Raw genomic sequence first — 18,421 nt, forward strand, 5'->3', positions numbered from 1 at the left:
GCCGATCCGGGCCACGCCCCCCAGCGGGCCGGGGGTTCCAGACTACGACCCGACGGTGACAGCCGCGTGCCCGGCGAAACGCCGGGGCGCCGCCACCGGCCGGAAGCCGCCCGTCGCGCCATCCGTGCCGCTCATCGCCGGTCGCACACCGTTCGTCTCCCATCCGCACACAGTTGTGTCCGGGATCCTCACAGGAGTGATCCCACCGTCTAGTCTTTGCCCGACCATTGCACAAACAGCTGTCCGGGCAGCACCACGGACAGCGCGGCACGGCCGGCAGGACGCGTAGCAGTAGGGCAACGGGAAGCAGTCGTCGACCAGCACCGCAGGGCGATCCCCGGCGGCGCGCGGCCACACAGCACCAGGTAGCGGGGGCGTACGTGGGCGAGAACGAGATGTCCGTATTCGGGGTTTCCGAGGCCGAGGAAGAGATCTACCGGCACTTCCTGCGCAATCCCGGCACCGCCACCGACGATCTTCATCTGCTGCTGCACTCCGGGCCCGAGGTGGCCCGCGCCTGCATCGACCGGCTCCAGGAGCTGGGGCTGCTCCATCCGGACGGCGCCGACCTGCGGATCTTCCCGACCGACCCCGAGGTCGCGCTGACCCGGCTGGTCGACTTACGGCTGCACGCCCTGCACCAGGAACTCCAGCGCGTCACCCGGTCCCGGCACGTCATCGACGGTCTACGCGCGGAGCAGGGGGCCCGGACGCCCCCGCCGCAGGGCATCGAGCAACTGGAGGGGCTCGCGCAGATACGTAACCGGATCGACGATCTCGCCTTCTTCGCCCGGGACGAGATCCTCTCCGTGGAGCCGTACACCAAGCTGTCGCCCGAGAACATCGCCCGCTCCCGGCCACTGGACCTGCGCTGTCTGCGCCGCGGGGTCCGGATCCGCAACGTCGTCGCCAGGACCGCGCTCGACGATCCGCCCACGGCCGCGTATCTGCGGGAGCTGGCCGCGCACGGGGCGGCGATCCGGGTGACGTCGGAGACCGCGGAACGGCTCCTCGTCTACGACCGCAGAGCCGCGCTCGTCCCGCTGGACCCGCGCAACACCGCACGGGGCGCCCTGCTCGCCCACCGCAGCGGTCTCGTCTCCAACATCATCGCCCTGTTCGAGAAGATCTGGGACGCGGCCGAGGAGCTCGCACCGGCGGGCTCCACCCACGACACCGCGGCGGGCACCGGGCTCTCCGGCATCGAGCAGCGGGTGCTGGTGTCGATGTGCACGGCGGGCAAGGACGAGTCGGGCGCGCGTGAGCTGGGCGTGTCGGTACGGACCTACCGGCGGCATGTCGCCGACCTGATGCAGACACTCGGCGCGACGAGCCGGGCCCAGGCCGCCCTGCGGGCACGGGAGCGCGGCTGGATCTGAGGAGGGGAGGAAGGGGAAGAGGGGGCGCGGCGGGGCGCGGCGCCGGGGAACCTCTCCCGCCCGAGCCGAGCCCGGTCGACCCCGGCAGGACCCAGCGCCCAGCACCGGCACCGGCACCGGCACCGGCACCGAGGTCAGGCTTCCCGGCTCCAGCCGTGCAGCGCCGCGTCGGACAGGACCCGGGAGAACGCCAGCCGCACCGCGGCCTCGTCCGTCCCCCCGCCCAGCTCAACCCGCAGCACCACCCGGTCCTGGCCGACCGCCCCGGGCGAGCAGGTCCAGTGCGCCGGGAGCATGCCCAGCAGCCGTACGACGGTGGTCTCCCCGGTCGGGGCGGTACGGTCGCGGCGCACGACGGCCACATCGGTCCAGCCGGGCCGCGTCACCGCGCCTCCCCGCCGCCGCCCGGCCCGGCTCCCAGCACCTGCCGGGCCGCCGACACCATCGCCCCGATCCCGGCGGGCAGGGCCGTGCGGACATCGGGGGCGAACCCGGGCGCGTGGTTGGGCGGGACGGGTTCGCCCCCGGCGCGGGCCGTGCGCCACTGCCGGGCCCCGGTCACACCGAGCATCCAGTACGCGGCCGGCACGCCCCCTTCCGCGAACCAGGGGAAGTCCTCCGTGGCGGTGGTGGTCCCGAAGTCCAGGACCCGGTCCGGTCCCAGCAGGCTCTCGTGGGTCCCGCGCACGGTGGCCGTCAGCACCGGATCGGGGACGAGCACGGGCGAGCGCGCGGTCACCGTGACGTCCGGTTCCCGGGGACAGCCCGACGCCACGCACTCGGCCCGGACGATGCGTTCGGCGGCGGCCGTCATCCGGTCGAGCACGGGGCCGGAGAACGCCCGCATGCACAGCGACAGTTCGGCCGTGTCCGGGATGATGTTGCCCCGCTCCCCCGCCCGCATCGAGCCGACGGTCAGCACGGCCTGTTCGGCCGGGGAGGTCTCCCGGGCGACGACGGACTGGAGCCGCAGCACGATCGCGGCGGCCGTCAGGACCGGGTCGACGGCGAGGTGCGGGGTGGCCGCGTGACCGCCCCGGCCGTGCACGGTGACATCGACGCTGACGCTTCCCGCCATCAGGGGGGCGGGGCCGGGGGCCGGGTGGCCCAGCGTGCCCGCCGGGAGCGGTGCGGCGTGCTGGGCGAGGACCGCGTCCGGGGTGCCGAAACGCTCGTACAGGCCGTCGTCCAGCATGGCCCGCGCCCCGGTCAGGGTCTCCTCGGCGGGCTGGCCCACCACGAGGACCGTGCCGCGCCAGGCGGTCCGGGCGGCGGCGAGTTCGGCCACCGCACCGGCCACCGCCGCCATGTGCAGATCGTGGCCGCAGGCGTGCATGACCCCGGGGACGGTGCTCGCGTACGCCAGGCCGGTGCGCTCGGTCACGGGCAGCGCGTCGAGCTCGGTGCGGAGCATCACAGTGGGCCCCGGCCCGTTGCGCAGGACGCCGACGAGACCGTGGCCGCCGCCCACGGAACGGGTGACCGTGCAGCCGTGTTCCGTCAGCCGGTCCGCGAGGCGGCCGGCCGTGCGGTGCTCGGCTCCGGAGAGTTCGGGGTGGGCGTGCAGGTCGAGGTAGAGCTCGACCGCGGAGCGCAGCACCGCGTGCTGCACCGGGCGCCGCACCGGCAGGGGTGTGGACATGGAGTCGGTCCTCTCTCCTTCGGACGTGCGAGCGGTACGCGCCGTACGAGCCTGCGCCGACCGTCCTTCAGCACCTCGGCGTTCCGCTGTCACCGGATGCCAGCGGGGTGACAGCGAAAGCCGGGCCGATCTGACAGCGGCTGCCCCTGCAATGGACCCACCGCAGGGGAACAGTGCCGGATCGGCCGGCCGGTCCCCGTGACCCCAGGGAGAACACCATGGCCCCGAAGACTGAGCTCGCGACCCTCGCCGACGAGATCCTGGAGCTGGAGTCGGAGACCTTCGAGATCTCGGACTACTCGGACGCGGTCGAGGTCGTCCTCGCCGGTTCGACGTCGTCCTCGTCGACGTCCACCTGTTCCAGCACCACCAGCACCACCTCCTGCTGCGCCTGATCCCACACCGGGACCGGCGCCTGCGATGCCGTTCCGGCAGCCCCCTCCGTCGGCGGAGGGGGCTGCCGGTCGTGCGGAAGCGGGACCGGGAACAGGCGCGGAAACGGGAACGGGTGCCGTCACGGGAACGGGTGCGGGACGGCCTTGATCTCTTCCTCCGGCAGGTCGTCGGGGCGGCGGCCCGCCGCCCGCAGCGCGGTACGCAGCCGGGGCATGCGCAACGCCCGCTGCCTGGTCCAGCCGAAGTCCAGCGGCAGCAGCCCGGGGACGGTGGTGGAGACCGTGTGCAGGCCCATCCGGTGCTGCTCGGGCGTGGTCTGGTCGACGGCGATCACGTCGTACCCCGCCGCGGTCAGCCGGTCGCGCAGCAGCCGCAGGTCGTCCAGCAGGTCACCCGTGCGGGGCCGCAGCTCCTGCCAGTCGGCGAACGTCTCGTCCAGCGGGGCGACGGCGGTGGGCTCCAGATACTCGCGGGCGTGCCCGGTCATCGAGGGCAGACCGTAGAGCTGGGCGTGGTCCTTGAGATGCAGCACCTTGGTGAAGTCCCGCGCCATCAGCTCCAGTTCGGGCAGGCGCTCGGCCACCTGGTAGGGCAGGTGCGGGATGTAGGTGAGGACTTCGGACAGGGCCGCCTCGACGGTGCCCTCCGGGTCGAAGCCGGCCGCCGCGCTGAACGAGAGGGTGCCGGTTCCGCCGTCCCGGCGCACCGCGAGCGCGGTGACGACCGGTACCGCCAGATCCATCCGCGTATCGAAGGCGTGCACGTCGTAGCCGTGCAGCGCGGCGCGGTCGAGCATGGAGCGGACGGCCGGGGAGCGGCAGGAGCCGAGGTCGATCTCCGCCAGCCGGGCGCGCCCGTACCAGGCCAGCAGGAAGGCGTCCCGCTCGACGAGTTCCAGGAGCCCGAAGAGGATGGCCTCCTCCAGACTTCCGCCGGTGGCACAGCCGTTGGAGCACTCGAAGACGAAGTTGTCGGCCTCGACCCCGGCGCTGTAGTGCGCGAGCCGGGAGGGCACGAGGACGGGGCGGTCGTCCCGCAGCGAGTGGCCCCAGACCCAGGGGATCGCCCGGTCCGGGTCGAACGGGCTGACCAGATGGTCCCGTGCGTAGGTCTCGGGGGCGTAGAAACCGCAGTCCGCCGGGTTCAGCGCCCGGTCCGCGAGGTTGGTGTAGGAGTCGACGACGGGTGAGGTGCCGCGTCTGCGGTGGGTGCCCGCGTACCGCTCCAGGCCCTCCAGGTAGGCGAGGGTGCGGCTGGTCGCGTACCGGTTGGCCTGGCCGCTCCAGGTGACGTCGTTGAGTCCGGCGTAACCGCGGACGAAGTGGGTTCCGGCGACCGGTGCGGTGGTGGTGGACGCCGGGTTGATCCAGGTGTCGGAGCCGAGCGCGCCGCAGACCGGGTTGGCGAGGGCGGCGGTCGGCAGCGGGTAGGAGTCGAGGGAGCGCAGCCGGTAGCCGTCCGGGTCGGGCTTGGGGGCGGGGGCCAGTTCCATCCGGGCGGCGGCCTCGGTGTCGGGCACCTCGTGCACACAGGCGGGGCAGAGCGGTTCGGGCAGCAGCGGGAAGGTGGCCGTCGCGAGGGTGCCGAGGTCGATCCGGGTGACCTGGGGCAGTGCGCGGTCCGCCGCGGTGGCTTCGGTGACGGCACGGTCGGCGTGCGGAGCGGCGAGGTGGGCGGTGGTGCGGTCGCCGGGCGGAACGGCACCGCGCGGGGCGCGGTCGGTGGTCAGGACGGCGCGGTACGTGGCCCAGACGGCGTCCACCGCGTAGCCGGTGAGCACCGGCCAGTGGGTGGCGCCGTGCGGCTCGTGGCCGAGTTCGAGCGCCTCGCGCTCGGAGCGGCTGCGCAGCCGCTGCCAGCGCATGGCGAGGCACTGGCCGCAGGCGGTGGCGCCGGGCCCGCCGCCCCAGGGGCCGATCAGCACGGCGCGGGCGGTGAGCTGGACGTTCGCCGCGGGGCGGGTGGCGGCGTACGGGTCCGGGTGACCGAAGCCGAGGGTGTCGGCGGCGCCGAGCGGGACGACGCGCGGGGCGGGAAGCGCGGGCGGGCCGGACAGCGGTGCGGGCAACGCGGCGTGGCGCGCGGCCAGTTCGGACTGGAGGCGGGTGCGTGCCGCGTCGAGCGGGGTGGCCGCAGCGGCCACCGTCGTGGTCGTCATGACTTGTCGCTCCAGCGGAAGGTCTTCAGCGCGACCGCGCCGAGGACGAGCGCGAATCCGGCGAGCACCGCGCAGGCGACGCCGATGTCGGCGAGGGAGCCGCGGCCGGTGACGGCGCCGGAGATCCCGTCGTTGAGGTAGCGCAGCGGCAGGACCCTGGAGAGGCTCTGCATCCAGCCCGGCATGGCGTCCAGCGGGAAGAACGAGCCGGACAGGAAGGCCATCGGGATCATCAGGCAGTTGGCGACGGCGGCGACCGCCTCCGGTGTCCTGGCGTAGCTGCCGACGATGACGCCCATCGCGAGGAACGCGGTGATGCCGAGCACCAGAACCGGCAGCGCGAGCGGCCAGCGGCCGTCCAGTTCGAGACCGAACGAGGGGAGCAGGGCCACGGCGACGAACAGCACGGCCTGTACGGCTCCGATACCGAGCGCCAGGACGTAACGGGAGGCGAGCACCGAGGAGACCGGGGTGGGGGTCATCCGGATGAGCCGCAGGATGTCGTCGCGGCGCCACTGCATGAGGGTGAAGCCGACGCCGAAGACGGCGGCGTTGCCGACGCCCCAGGACAGCACGCCGGGGGCGATGTAGTTGATGTAGGGCTTGCCGCTCTCCTCGACCGTCTGGCCGTGGAAGATCAGCCCGAAGACCACCAGGAAGATCAGCGGGAAGGCGAAGGTGAAGAAGAGGGTCGTCCGGTCACGCGTGCAGGCCCGGTATCCGGCCTGGCTCAGCGCGGCGTATGCGCTCATCGGGGGTGCTCCGTATCGCTCTGGGAGGTGGGAGGGGCGGCCGGGGCGGCTCTACGGCTGCGGGGCACCGGTCAGGGCCAGGTAGACGTCTTCGAGGCTCGCGGTGCGCGTCTGTACGCCCTGGAGTCCGGCGATCGCGTCGACGGCGGCCAGCACCCGGCCCGATTCGAGGGTCTCCAGCACGATCGAGTCGGCCTCCTCCTCCGCCCGGTCGACGCCGGGGATGGCCCGCGCCGCGGCGAGTGTGAGCCGGCCCGCCGGGACCAGCAGGCGGGTGGTGGGACTGCCCGCCGCGATCAGGCTGGCGGGGCTGTCGAGGGCGGCGACCTTCCCGTCGACCATGATCGCGACGCGGTCGCAGAGCGCCTCCGCCTCATCGAGGTGGTGGGTGGTGTAGACGATGGTGCGGCCCGCGCCCTTGAGGTCGCGGAGCACCTGCCACAGGGCGCGGCGGGCCTGCGGGTCGAGGGCGGCGGTCGGCTCGTCCAGGAAGATCAGTTCGGGGCCGTGGACCAGGGCGGAGGCGATGGCGAGCCGTTGGCGCTGGCCGCCGGAGAGGTCGTCCACCCGGGTGTCGCCCTGTTCGGTGAGCCCGACGGAGGCGAGTGCCCGTTCGGCCGCCGCCGCGTCGCAGCGGTACAGGGCCGCCATGGTGCACAGGTGCTCGCGGGCCGTCAGCCGGACGAAGAACGCCGATGCCTGGGTCTGCACACCGAGCCGGGGCAGCAGGGCGACATTGCGCGGCCAGGGGCTCGTGCCGAGGACGGTCACCGTTCCGGCGTCGGCCCTGCGCTGGCCCTCCATGATCTCGACGAGTGTCGTCTTGCCCGCGCCGTTGGGGCCGAGCAGACCGAAGAACTCCCCGCGTGCCACGGTGAAGGACACCCCGTCGACGGCCCGGGTGTCGCCGTACCTCTTGTGTACGCCGTCCAGGGCGACGGCCGGGGTGACCGGGGCGTCGGGAGCGGGGGCGGCCGGGGCGTCGGGGAAATCCTTCGGGGGGCGGGGGGCGGTGGCGCTCATGGAACTCTCCTTGGGGAATGCGTCAGGCCGTCAGCAGGTGGTGGGCGGCCGCCGCGACCGCCGCGACGAGCGCGGCGAGGACGAGCAGCGAGCCGAGCCCGTAGGCGGTGTAGGCGATCCGGGCCCGGCGCGGGTAGTCGGCCGCCGCCGGGTCACGGCGGGTGACGAGCCGCAGATACGTACCGGCCGAGGCGGCGAGCCCGGTCGCTCCGGCCAGCTGGCTCGCGATCTTGTAGCCGTCCAGCGGCGGGAAGGGCACGAGCATCGCGAACGCCTGGACGCTGCCGAGCAGCAGCAGGCCGGCCAGCGCGTCGTGCGTGGCGTCGTCGAGCGGGGCGAACAGCCACAGGGCACAGAAGGGCAGCAGGAAGACCAGGTTCATCACCGCGCCCGCGACCGCCGTGCCGATCCTCCGCCAACGGCTGCCCAGGTAGAGATAGTTGTCCACCGTGCAGTACATGATGACGACGGGCAGCCGCCAGCGCAGCCCGATCTCGGCGACGCGGCCCCCGTAGTGCCGGGCGACGACCCCGTGCGCCAGCTCGTGCAGGGCCGTGCTCAGCCAGAGCAGGGTGGCGGCTCCGGTCAGCAGCACCGGGTTGGTGAACAGCTCCCGTACGGCGATGAGCAGTTCACCGATCCGCCGGGCGAGGACCACCTCCATGGCCACGACGAGGGCCAGCAGCGGTATCAGCAGGCCCGGAGCGAGAAGGAAGCCGACCGCCCGGTGCAGGCGGGCGGTGGTGGCGTCCGCGTCGGCGACCAGCCGGACGCTCCCGCGCAGAATTCCCCGTGCGGGCTGCGCACCGGACGCAGGAGCGGGGCCGGACGTGGCACCTTCGGCCGAAGCCGGCGCGGGCGCGGGCGATCCGGCGAGCAGACCGCGGGTGCCCAGCATCCGCAGGATCTGCTGCCAGTTGGCGTCCGCCAGCCTGCGCCCGTACTCCGCCGCGTACTCCTCCCCGATCTCCTTCAGGCTGCGCTCCCCGTCCATCCGGGCGATCAGGAAGTGCTCCTTGACGCCGACCTTGAAGGAGGTGCCGTTGTCCGTGTCCTTGATCAGGTGCACGGTCGCGGAGCCGTACAGCAGCGCGTCGCTGAGCAGCACCCGGGGCCGGAGCGCGGGGCGGTAGTCGGCCAGGGCCCCGGGGGCGTTCACCCGGTCTCCCGCAGGGCGCGGCCCAGCACATGGCTGAGGTAGGCCTCGTCCCTGATGGTGACGTGGAGACGGTTGTTGGTCATATGCATGTACGGGGACAGGAGCAGCGGCAGCGAGGCGGCCGGATCGGTGACCAGCTCGTCGCGCTCACCGTCCCAGGACCGGAAGACCAGGTCGCCGTCGGCGGTCAGCTTCCGGGCCCGGTCGCGCAGTTCGGCGCAGTGCTCGGCCCAGCCGCCCAGGAAACCGGGCAGGGCCGCCGGGCCGCGGTCCTCCTCCCGGACGGCCCCGGCGGTGGCGTCCATGATCCGCTCGAAGCGCGCGGTGAGCCCGGCGGCCATCGCCGCGTAGTTGCGGTCGTACTCCTCGGTGCCGATGAAGCCGGTTCCGGGGAAGGCCCGGTGCCAGAACTCGTAGTAGCTGTCCAGGTAGTCCGCCAGTTCCGCGCGGTCCGGGAGGAAGGTCGCCGACATCACCATCATCAGCTGGGCGGACGTGCCCAGCAGCACGGTGCGCAGGTGGAGGTTCTTGGAGCGGAAGGCGTCGATGACCAGGTCGCTGGAGTGCCGGAAGTGCCATTCGGCCAGCTCGATCCCGGCCGGACCGCCGTACTTCCCGTACTCCGGCTCGTACGGCTGCGCATGGCGCGAGTTGTTGGGGCGCAGGTTCATCCGGCCCTGGTCGTCCATGTAGTGGCCGCGCTCGCTGCCGGGGAACTCGATCTCGAAGAGCGTGTTGTAGAAGTCGTTGAGGAAGCCGGAGTCCACCTCGTACAGCGCGGGCCGCTCGGCCAGGAAGGCGTCCACGGCCTGTTCGGCGCGGCGCGTCACCTCCGCGCCGGCGGCTGGTGAGGAGGGCCTGAGCCGCAGGCGTACGTGCGGCCCCTCCAGCCAGTAGTTGATGAAGAAGTACCCCGCGAGGAGGCCGTCCGCCTCCAGTTCGTCGATCAGCGGGCGGACGCAGTGCAGGAGCAGGGGGCGCGGGTTGGCCGCGTAGAAGATGTGCATGGCCTGCCAGGGGCCGGGGGACGTGTCGGCGGTCTGCGGGGACGGGGTCGCGGGCGTCGCGGCGGTGGGGACGTTCATGGGGTCTGGGTCCTCCTTCGGACGGGTACGGCCGTCTCCACGGCCAGTTCGGCGACATGGCGGCCACGGGCGGAGACGGCGTGCAGGGCGTCCTCGTCGGGCAGCATCTCCCGGAACACCGCACGCGCCTCGGGGGACTTGAGCAGCGCCTCGAACGCCGACAGGGACAGCGGGCTGTCGAAGTCGAGGTACTGGGGCTTGGCCCCGGTCGCACCCCGTGCCCCGGTGTCCGACACGGTCACGAAGACCCGGTCGGGCAGGCCGTGCGCACGCCGGAAGCCGTGCCAGCCGAGGAACCAGCCGTCCTCGGCCGTCCCCGGCTTCCGCAGCGGCAGCACGGCGGCGGGCGCGCTCCAGCTGCGCCGGCTCAGTACGACACTGCCGTGGCGCACCCTCGGGCGCCCGGTCACCCCGCCGGACGGTGCCCCCTCGGGGACGCCTCCCCACACGTTGACCGGGGCCATCGAGGTCGGGGAGAGCAGCAGCAGGGTGCGGGGCAGTTCGGGCAGGGCCAGTGGTACGAGATAGCCGAGGTAGACGGGGATCACCTCGCGTCCGAGCCGGGTGGAGCGCAGGACCAGCCGGTCCTCGTCCGGGTCGTGGACGAGGTGGAGGTCTTCGAGGTCGATCCGGAACTCCTCGGGCAGGGTGCCCCTCTCCCCCGGGCAGACGATCTCGTACCGGGTGAGGCGCCCGTGCAGATTGAGGTTGCTGGTGACGGGGCCGCCGGTGATCTCGGCGAGGACGGCCCCCTCGGGCACGATGTCGTCCGCGCCGGCCAGCAACTGCCCGTCGAGACCGCCGTGCAGACCTTCGTGGAGACTGCCGTCGCCGGGTGTTTCGCCGGGTGTTCCGCCGGGTCCCTCACCGTCCCGAACGCCGTCGAAGAGGTGGGTGAACCGGCTGAACGGGAAGGACACCCCGCCGTAGGAACGGTTGAGGACGACCAACGGGTCCTCGGGCCGGTCCACGAGCTGGAGGTGGTGGCTCATCGGCGCGAAGCCCGGCGCGATCGGGCCCAGCCGGTCCGCCACGGCGGCCAGGAAGTCCTCGTCGACGCTCACTTCGGCGCAGCCGGGCCCCGTCGTCTCCCACAGGGCCCGCATCCGCTCCACGAACGTCTGCCGGGCCGCGTCCAGGGCCTTGAGCTGGGGCTGACCGAGCCAGTTCACCTCCGGTACGTAGGTGCCCTCGGCGTCGAACGTGGTGTGCCCGGCGGTGAACGACATGTACTGGTCGAAGAAGTCCTCGTGGAAGTCGTGCACCAGCTTCAGCAGGTCGTCGCAGCGGCCGCCCTGCCCGTACCGGGCCAGGAAGAAGCCCTTGAAGGTGATCCGCTGCGGCAGCGTCAGATCGAACGCGGGCAGGATCCGCTCCACCGCGCCCAGCGGCCGGGCCGCCAGCTCCTGCCAGGCCGCCGGGTCCAGCTCCACGCCCCGCCCCGCCGCCACGTCCTCGTACAGCAGGGTCTGCGGGACCTTGGCGCGTACGGCGCCCAGTTCCTCCTCCTGGACGCCGCGCAGCTCGTCCCGCAACTCCGCCAGCAGCGCCCGGCGTTCGTCCGGGGAGGCGTCCGCGAACCGCTCGACGCGGGAGGCGGGCCCGTTCAGCCGGTCCGCGAGCCGGTCCGCCCAGGGCCGCCCGAGGCCCCGCAGCGAACCCTGGAACGCGCGCAGCGGGTCGGTGTCGTGCACCTCGGTCCGCAGACACGGCACCTGGACCATGCCGAGGTCCAGGAGCGCCTGGAGGTACTGCGCGCACTCCTCCTCGGTGGCGTCCCGGTCCTTCGCGAGCCAGCCGGACAGCTCCCCGTAGCGCAGGGTCCCGCGCTCCTCGAACAGGCCGAGCAGACGCTCCAGGGTGCCGCTGCGCCGCAGGAAGAACAGCCGGTCCTTCACCGCGTCGAACGTGACGGCGGTGTCGTCGTCGCCCGCCGTGACCCAGCGGCGCACATAGCGCACCCGGTCGTCGTCACGGCCCCAGCCGGAGGCGAGGGCGACCGGCAGATCGGCCCGGCGCACCGGGTCGGCGATCACGGCGTCGGCGAGCCGTCCGAGGGCGACGACATTGAGCCGCACCCGGCCGTGCCAGTCCGCGCCGACCCGGACCCGCAGCCCGCCGTCACCGCCCAGCGAGCCGAGGGCGACGCCGGTGAACGTGGAGAACGGGCTGGTCTTGCAGACCGTCCGGTAGAGGTAGGAGAGGAGCGAACGCTCGATCTTGCGCTGCTTCTTGTCGGGCGGGCCGTCCGCCGTACGGTGGACGAAGGCGTCGGTCTGGGCGTCCAGGGTGGGCGAGGCCAGCAGCAGCGCCTTGCGCAGCCGGTCCTCCCCCGCCAGCCGGCGCAGCTCGGTGCGGCTGCGGCCCGTCTCGGCGGCGAGCAGGGCGGCGCCCGCGTTCCGGCGCTCGTCGAGCCCGCGCCGGGCCTCCAGCCAGGCGGCCAGCGTGTCACCGGCGGCCGGGTCGAGGGAGCGGACCAGGGCGAGTGCGCGGTCGGCCGCCTCGGCCTGCGGCAGCCGGTTGTTGAAGACGTCCCGGCGCAGCTTCAGCAGCGTCCGGCGCAGCGGCTCGTCGTCGCTGCCGCCGATCAGCTCGTGCAGCTGATCGCCGACCGTCCCCGCGGCGAGGCCCAGCCGCTCGGTCCCGTCGAGGATGTCGTCGGCCCAGCGGCGGCTTTCGGGGCAGCGCAGGCCCCGCACGCTCTCGACCGGAAGCCCGGCGACGCGCAGCATGAACGCGGGCCGGATCACGGCGGGGTTCGTGGAATCGTGAGGCATCGTCCGTACCCCCGGCTCAGGCGATCTCGTAGCGGAAGTCGGCGGGGGCGGGCCGTTCATGGCCGATCATCATGATCAGCAGCGGCGCTTCGCCCGTCGCCGCCAGGCCCAGTTCCTCGATGTAGGAGATGTTGTCGAAGCCGAGCGCCACACCGCAGCCGAGGTCCACGGCGGACGCGGCGGTGTACACGCTCTGCGCGACGGCGCCGATGGTGGCGTTGACCAGGCGGTATCCCCGGTCGCCGACCGCGTCCAGGACGGCGGTCGTACGGACCGTGGGCACCAGGACGGCGCCCGCCTGCTCCAGGTTGTAGTTGGAGAGGAAGTAGTTCTTCTGGAGGAACTCCCCCGGCCGGCCCTCCTTGACCAGCCGCAGACTGTGCGCCTCGGGGTCGTAGGCGTAACTGCCGGGCTCCAGTCCCTCGACATGGCTGACGAACGCGTACAGCTTCGCCAGCCGGGTGCCGCCCGTGTCCCCGCCGATCCGGGACCCGGTGACGGCCGCCGCGAGACAGGTCGCCAACTGAGCCGCACTCACCGGGCGTTGTGCGTCGAAGCGGCCGAAGCTGCTGCGGCGGCGGCGCAGGGCGGTGCGTACGTCGGTGTCCAGCGGCAGCGCGGGGGCCAGGGCCACTTCGGGGAGCGCCGGGTCGGCGGGAGGCGCGGCGGCGGGGGCCAGCGCGCCGGGGGCGGGCCGGGCGGTGGCACGGGCGGAGGTGGCCGCCTGCATCCGCTCCAGCGCGTCGAAGCCGAGGACGGTACGGGAGCGCTCGACGTCCTTGCGCCGCACCGGGTAGAGGGGACCGGAAGACGCGCCGGAAGCTGCCGCAACGCCCGAGGTACCCGCCGCACCCGTCCACTTCAGCGGGACGACGGCGAAGATGCCCTCCTCCTTCGTGCTCACCCCGAGCAGCGCGGCGAGGCGTTCCTCGTCGAACCAGAGCGCGGGCTCGACACCGAGGCCCCGCGCACCGGCCCACATCCGCCAGGTCTGCACACAGGCGCCGACGTCCATGGAGACGGCGTGGAAGGAGAAGTTGTTGTACTTGAAGGAGTTCTGCCAGTACTTGACGCCGAGTACCAGGTACTGGTCGGTGGCGGGACCCGGTGCCCCGTCCCCCAGCGCGGCGCGCACCTCACCGGACACATCGCCGGTGAGCAGCCGCTGCATCGTGTGGTGCCGGGTGGAGTAGTAGTGCGCTCCGGGCGGTACGGGGCCGCCGGGACCCGAGACCCAGTAGACGCTCACGGGGTACAGGCCGCCGCCGGACGCGGAGCCGCGGGACCAGTTGGCGAGCGGGTAGTGGGGCAGGGCGCTCAGGTCGGTGTTGGCCTGGACACCGAGGCGGCGGCCGGTGAGCCCGTAGGAGTCGCGGAGCATCCCGGAGAGTGCCGGCAGGTCGAACTCCCCTTCCAGGAGCCCCTCCTGGGCCAGTCCGCGGTCCAGCGTCGCGTGGGCCGGGTAGTCCGTGCCGGGCAGCGGCAGGCTGTCGGTACCCGGGTAGAACTTGGCCTTGCGCGGTCCGTCCGACCAGTTCGGTACGAAATCGGCGGGGTCCATCGGGACCCGGCCGCGCTGCATGATCGCGGCCGCGTATTCATGGGCGTACCCCATGGCGAGCTCCTTGGTCACGGGAAGGGGTGGGGTGCGGGGTTGAGGTCGGCGTCGGTGAGGTCGCCCTCGCGCAGTCCCGCCTCGCGCAGCGCGGTGCGCAGCCGGGGCATGCCGAGTGCCCGCTGTCTGCTCCAGCCGAAGTCGATGGGCAGCAGCCCCGGCACGATGACGGAGACGGTGGTCAGGCCCAGGGCGCGCTGTTCCGGCATGGTCTGGTCGACGACGATCACATCGAACCCCGCCCCGGTGACGGCCTCCACACACCGGTCCAGGTCCTCCCGCAGGTCGTCGGAGACGGGGATCGCCGGGTGCCGCCCGGCGCCCCCGCTCCGGTCGCCGTGCGGGTCGCCGACCGTGTCCCCGCCCCCTCCCCCGTCGCCGTACAGCTCGGTGAAGGACCGCTTGGGCGGACGCGGCGCGCCCGGTTCGCCCAGCAGGAAGTGGGCGTGGTCGCCCATCTCCGGGATGCCGTAGGCCAGCGGGTGGTCGTGCAGCGCCTCGACCTTGTCGAAGTCGTACGCCATGGCGCGCAGCCGTGTCTCGTCGCGTTCGGTACGTCCCTGGAGGTTCACCGCGTCGGTCGCGATCTCGCAGAGCGCACCGGCCAGGGCGGCTTCCGGATCGAGCCCGGCCCCCGCGCCGAAGCACATGCGGCCCCGACCGCCGTCCGGGCGCACGGCGACTCCCGTGACCACAGGAACGGGAAAGGAGATCCGGGTGTCGAAGAAGCGGGCCTCGTAGCCGTACATCTCCAGCCGGTCCACCATCTGCCGGGTGGCCGGGCGGCGGCTGGTGCGCGGGTCGATCTCGGGCAGGGCGGCCCGCCCGTACCAGGCCAGCAGGAACGCGTCGCGCTCCACGACCTCCATCAGCCCGAAGTAGACGGCCTCCTCCGGACAGCCGCCGGACGCGCAGCCGTTGGAGCTCTCCTGCACGAAGCGGTTCTCCAGACCGGGTGCGTGGTAGTACGTGAGCACTTCCGGGACCAGGACCGTGCGGTGGTCGCGCAGGGAGTAGCCGCGCACCCAGGGGATCTCGCGGTCCGGGGTGAACGGGGTGACCCGGGGATTGGCCCGGTGGAAGGCGTCCGAGTACAGCCCGCAGACCCGTGGGTCGAGCGCGTGCTCACCGCGCCCGCGCAGGGCGAGCAGGGAGGCCCGCACCTGGGCGCGCTTGGCCCGCGAGCGCATGCCCGCGTACCGCTCAAGCCCTTCGAGGACCCCGATGCGCACGCTCTCGGCGAAGGTGTCGGCGTGGCCGCCCCAGAACGTCTCGCGGAGGTACTCGCCCGAGCGCATCGAGAACCGGCCGATGGTGGCGGAGGTGGACGTGGAGGAGACGTCCTGGACGACGGAGGGGCCCAGCGAGCCGCAGACCGGGTTGGCGTACGGCTCGACGGGCAGCTCGTAGTCGGCGATGTCCCGGACCCGGAAACTGCCGGGCTTCCGCTTGGGGGCGGGCCGCAGGGTGAGTGCGGCGGCCTCGGCGGTGTCCGGCTCCGGCCGGCCGCAGACCGGGCACTCCGGATCGGGGACGAGCGGATAGCCGCGGACCGCCAGGGTCTGGAGGTCGACGAGATGGACGTAGGGGAAGGCGCCGGTCCGGGGTCCGCTGCCGCTCAGCCGGGCGGCGATGACACCCGCGAGGGCCTCGGCCCCGAACGGGGTGACATAGGGGGACTCCCCGGCCGCCCGGGTGCCGGAGCCGAGCTCCAGCGCCTCGCGCAGGGCGACGGAGCGGACCCCCTGCCAGCGCCGGTCCAGGCAGCGCGCACAGGGCTGTTGGACCGTTGCGCCGCCGCCCTCCGCCCCCTCCGTGGCCGGGGGTGCGGCGGGAAAGGGGCCGACGACGGCGTGCTGCCCGTAGTAGCGGACGGGAACGGCGCGGACGGGCACCGCGCGCCCGGTGTCCGCCGGTGCGCCGGCCGTCGGCGGTTCGTCCGTCGGCGCGAGGTCCGCGAAGGCGTCGCGCACGCCCAGGGGCGCCACGTCCAGCGGCGGCGGCTCGGCGGTGTGCCGGGCCAGCCGTTCCGCGAGGAGTCCCGCGAGGCGCCGGGTGGAATCGGCGAGTACGGCGCCGGGCGCACGCGCGTCCGTGGCGGCCGCGTCGGCGGTCTCAACGGGCATCGGGGCCGACCTCGCCGTCCACGGTGAGGAGCACCCGGGCGGTGCTGATGCCGCCCGCCGGGAGGTCCGCCGGGGTCGTCGGTATGTACAGGGCGTCGCGCCCGGCCTCCCGCAGCCGGTCGAGCACCGCGTCGAACGTGGTCGCCGCCGCGTCCGCCGTGACGGATTCCCCGGTCACCGCGACCGTCCCGGCGGCGAAGTCACCGAGCAGCGGATCACCCAGGTCCACCTCCGCACCCGGGTCCTCGGCGGCCAGCTGCACCTGACCGAGCAGATCCCGCAGGGCGGAGCAGGCCGCCGCACGCCGCGACAGACCGGAGCCGACCGCCCACCGCCCGCCCGTGGCGCCGGTGTTCGCCTCGCGGGCCAGCACCACCTGGGCCGAGGTGCGGGCCCCCTCACCGAGGTCGAGGAGCTCCACCGCGACATCCAGGTTGGCCGCGGACTTCAGCAGGAACACCAGCTCCGGGTCGGCGCCGTCGACGGCCACGGGGCTCACCCGGGTGGTGCCCCGGACCGCCCGCAGCAGCGCGTCGTGGGCGAGCGCCGACATCAGGCCGCGCCCCGCCGCCTCCCGTGCGCTGCCTCCCGCGCCCGAGCCGGCCGAGGTCGCCAGGTGCGGCCGGTCCCGGTTGTGGGCCCCGAAGGTGCGCACGGCGGCGGCGGGCACCCGGACCGGCTCCTTGCGGATCAGGGACGTGGCGGTGACCCAGGACCGCGGGCGGGCCCCGGTGCCGCCCCCGGTGGTCAGCGCGTCCGGGGCGAGCACGGGAACCGCCGAGTCGACCCCGGCGACCGCGGCCCCGGTGTCCTCGGCGGCCACCGGCACCACGTGCTCGACGTACACCTCCGCCGCCGCGTACAGCGCCCGCATCCGCGCGCCCGCCAGATGGTGCACGTCGAACGCGGCGATCCGGCGCCGCACCCCGGCCCCGAGCGCCACCTCGACCCGGCTGATCTTCAGCGGGGTCTGGGTCAGCCCCTCGTCGTCGTACCGGCCGAAGATCCCGGTGAACGGGCGTACCAGGGCGGTGCTGATCCGGTTCAGGTCCTCGACCAGCGCCTCCGCGTCGCGGGCGGTCTCCACGGTCGGGGTGACGGGGAGCGCCAGGTCCTCCGGCAGCGCGGCGGCGGGTTCACGGGCGTCGAGGGCGGCGCAGCGGCGGCACCGGGGGTGGGGCTGGACCGGTTCGGCCATCACATCGAGCGACTCCAGGTCCTGGACGAGGACCTGACCGGCCGTCTCCGCGGGCAGGGCGCCGGTGGCGATGCGGAAGATCTCGTACCCGAGGAGGTTGCCGACCATCGCGGCGACCGGGCCGGACAGCGTGTCCGCCGAGGAGGTGACGGCGCCCGCGGCCTCGCCCCAGAGTTCGGCGGCGGGCCCGGGGGCCACGTTGCCGCCGAGCCGCAGGACGGCACAGGACCAGCAGCCGGTGGAGGTGGCGGTGGCGAGCGGTCCGACGACGAGGCGGCGGCCGAACGACCAGGCGGGGATCAGGGTCCGGCCCTCGGGCACCCCGGCGGCGAGCAGCCGTTGGGTACGCGCCCCGGCCCCGGCGCCGGTCACCACGACGACGTCGTAACCGCCGAGCGCCGCCCAGCCGGCGTCCGTGCCCGGCGCCGTGATCCCGGTGCCCGCTCCCGAGGCGTTGATCCCGGCGTCCGCGCCCGAGCCGATGCGCTCGACGTACGCGCCCGCCTCGGCCGCCTCGGCGGTGACGTCGTCGAAGTCCGTTGCCGTACCGATCCGGACGCACCCGTTGCGCACCAGGCTGAGCGCGCACCAGCGGGCGACCTCGTCGTCGCCGAGGACCGCGACCCGGGTGGCACGGAAGCGGGCGAAGCGCTCCGGGGCGCCGTCGGCGTAGTGGTCGACATAGGCGATCTGGGCGGCGAACCGCTCGGCGACCGCGTCCGGCAGGGGCTCCGCCGTGCTGTCCGCCACCGGTATGTCGCGGGCGAACCCCCGTGCGTACAGGGTCTTGACGAGTTCGGCGGCCATCGCCCGCTGGGCCGGTCCGAAGCCCGCGCAGAGTTCGTCGAGCCGGTGGTGGCCGGTCAGGTGCGGGACGACGAGGGAGGCGAAGCGGTAGGCGGTGCGGCCGGTCAGATGGAAGCCGCCGTCGGCGTTGTGGAACAGCACGCCGCCGGGGGTCTCGGTGAACAGCACGTCCTGGCGGATGCGCGGCCGGGTCCCGGCCAGGGAGTCGAACGCCCCGGTCGTGGCGGCCGCGCGACCGGCCGCCCCTGCGGCCGCGGCGGTTTCGGCGGCGTTGTCGGCTACGGCTTCGGCACTCTCGGCCATG

Annotated in this window: 13 protein-coding genes; 2 read left to right on the forward strand and 11 right to left on the reverse strand. The window is 73.7% G+C overall.

Features of this window, described 5'->3' with window-relative positions; translation table 11 throughout:
* Window positions 1-380 precede the first annotated feature (380 nt).
* Window positions 381-1,379 carry a helix-turn-helix transcriptional regulator gene (locus OG251_RS15570; protein ID WP_326677746.1) on the forward strand — a complete coding sequence of 333 codons (999 nt, stop codon included), beginning with the start codon at window positions 381-383 and terminating at the stop codon, window positions 1,377-1,379.
* A 134-nt stretch (window positions 1,380-1,513) separates the two neighbouring features.
* On the opposite strand, the gene OG251_RS15575 is transcribed toward OG251_RS15570, so the two are convergent.
* Both OG251_RS15575 and OG251_RS15580 read right to left on the reverse strand, forming a co-directional pair.
* Window positions 1,514-1,765 carry a hypothetical protein gene (locus OG251_RS15575; RefSeq protein WP_326677747.1) on the reverse strand — a complete coding sequence of 84 codons (252 nt, stop codon included), beginning with the start codon at window positions 1,763-1,765 and terminating at the stop codon, window positions 1,514-1,516.
* A complete protein-coding gene (locus tag OG251_RS15580; protein ID WP_326677748.1) occupies window positions 1,762-3,021 on the reverse strand; it encodes an amidohydrolase in 1,260 nt (419 codons plus the stop codon). Before OG251_RS15580 ends, OG251_RS15575 begins: the two co-directional genes overlap by 4 nt.
* A gap of 218 nt (window positions 3,022-3,239) precedes the next feature.
* On the opposite strand from OG251_RS15580, the gene OG251_RS15585 reads away from it, so the two are divergent.
* Window positions 3,240-3,416, forward strand: a complete 177-nt coding sequence (locus tag OG251_RS15585) for a thiazolylpeptide-type bacteriocin (RefSeq protein WP_073726004.1) — start codon at window positions 3,240-3,242, stop codon at window positions 3,414-3,416.
* A gap of 119 nt (window positions 3,417-3,535) precedes the next feature.
* Here the strand turns inward: OG251_RS15585 and OG251_RS15590 are convergent, their stop codons facing one another.
* From OG251_RS15590 to OG251_RS15630, 9 genes are read right to left on the reverse strand one after another with little or no spacing between them, the layout of a single operon-like run.
* A complete protein-coding gene (locus OG251_RS15590) occupies window positions 3,536-5,575 on the reverse strand; it encodes a TOMM precursor leader peptide-binding protein (RefSeq protein ID WP_326677749.1) in 2,040 nt (679 codons plus the stop codon).
* The gene (locus OG251_RS15595; RefSeq protein ID WP_073726000.1) at window positions 5,572-6,327 is read right to left on the reverse strand and encodes an ABC transporter permease; all 756 of its coding nucleotides are present in this window, start codon (window positions 6,325-6,327) and stop codon (window positions 5,572-5,574) included. Before OG251_RS15595 ends, OG251_RS15590 begins: the two co-directional genes overlap by 4 nt.
* 51 nt (window positions 6,328-6,378) lie before the next feature.
* Window positions 6,379-7,350: an ABC transporter ATP-binding protein gene (locus tag OG251_RS15600; protein WP_326677750.1), complete on the reverse strand. Its 972-nt coding sequence runs from the start codon at window positions 7,348-7,350 to the stop codon at window positions 6,379-6,381.
* Between the two features lie 22 nt (window positions 7,351-7,372).
* Window positions 7,373-8,509: a site-2 protease family protein gene (locus tag OG251_RS15605; RefSeq protein WP_326677751.1), complete on the reverse strand. Its 1,137-nt coding sequence runs from the start codon at window positions 8,507-8,509 to the stop codon at window positions 7,373-7,375.
* A complete protein-coding gene (locus tag OG251_RS15610; RefSeq protein WP_326677752.1) occupies window positions 8,506-9,594 on the reverse strand; it encodes a lantibiotic dehydratase C-terminal domain-containing protein in 1,089 nt (362 codons plus the stop codon). The genes OG251_RS15605 and OG251_RS15610 overlap by 4 nt, the downstream gene beginning before the upstream one ends.
* Window positions 9,591-12,371, reverse strand: coding sequence for a lantibiotic dehydratase (locus OG251_RS15615; RefSeq protein ID WP_326677753.1), 2,781 nt, complete (start codon window positions 12,369-12,371; stop codon window positions 9,591-9,593). The genes OG251_RS15610 and OG251_RS15615 overlap by 4 nt, the downstream gene beginning before the upstream one ends.
* A 16-nt stretch (window positions 12,372-12,387) precedes the next feature.
* Window positions 12,388-13,986, reverse strand: coding sequence for a nitroreductase family protein (locus OG251_RS15620; protein ID WP_326677754.1), 1,599 nt, complete (start codon window positions 13,984-13,986; stop codon window positions 12,388-12,390).
* A gap of 14 nt (window positions 13,987-14,000) precedes the next feature.
* Entirely contained in the window at window positions 14,001-16,112 is a 2,112-nt protein-coding gene (locus OG251_RS15625) for a TOMM precursor leader peptide-binding protein (RefSeq protein WP_326677755.1), read from the reverse strand.
* Window positions 16,102-18,420, reverse strand: a complete 2,319-nt coding sequence (locus tag OG251_RS15630; RefSeq protein WP_326677756.1) for a TOMM precursor leader peptide-binding protein — start codon at window positions 18,418-18,420, stop codon at window positions 16,102-16,104. The genes OG251_RS15625 and OG251_RS15630 overlap by 11 nt, the downstream gene beginning before the upstream one ends.
* Between the last annotated feature and the right edge of the window lies 1 nt (window position 18,421).

The organism is Streptomyces sp. NBC_01237 (genome assembly GCF_035917275.1).
Taxonomy (GTDB): domain Bacteria; phylum Actinomycetota; class Actinomycetes; order Streptomycetales; family Streptomycetaceae; genus Streptomyces.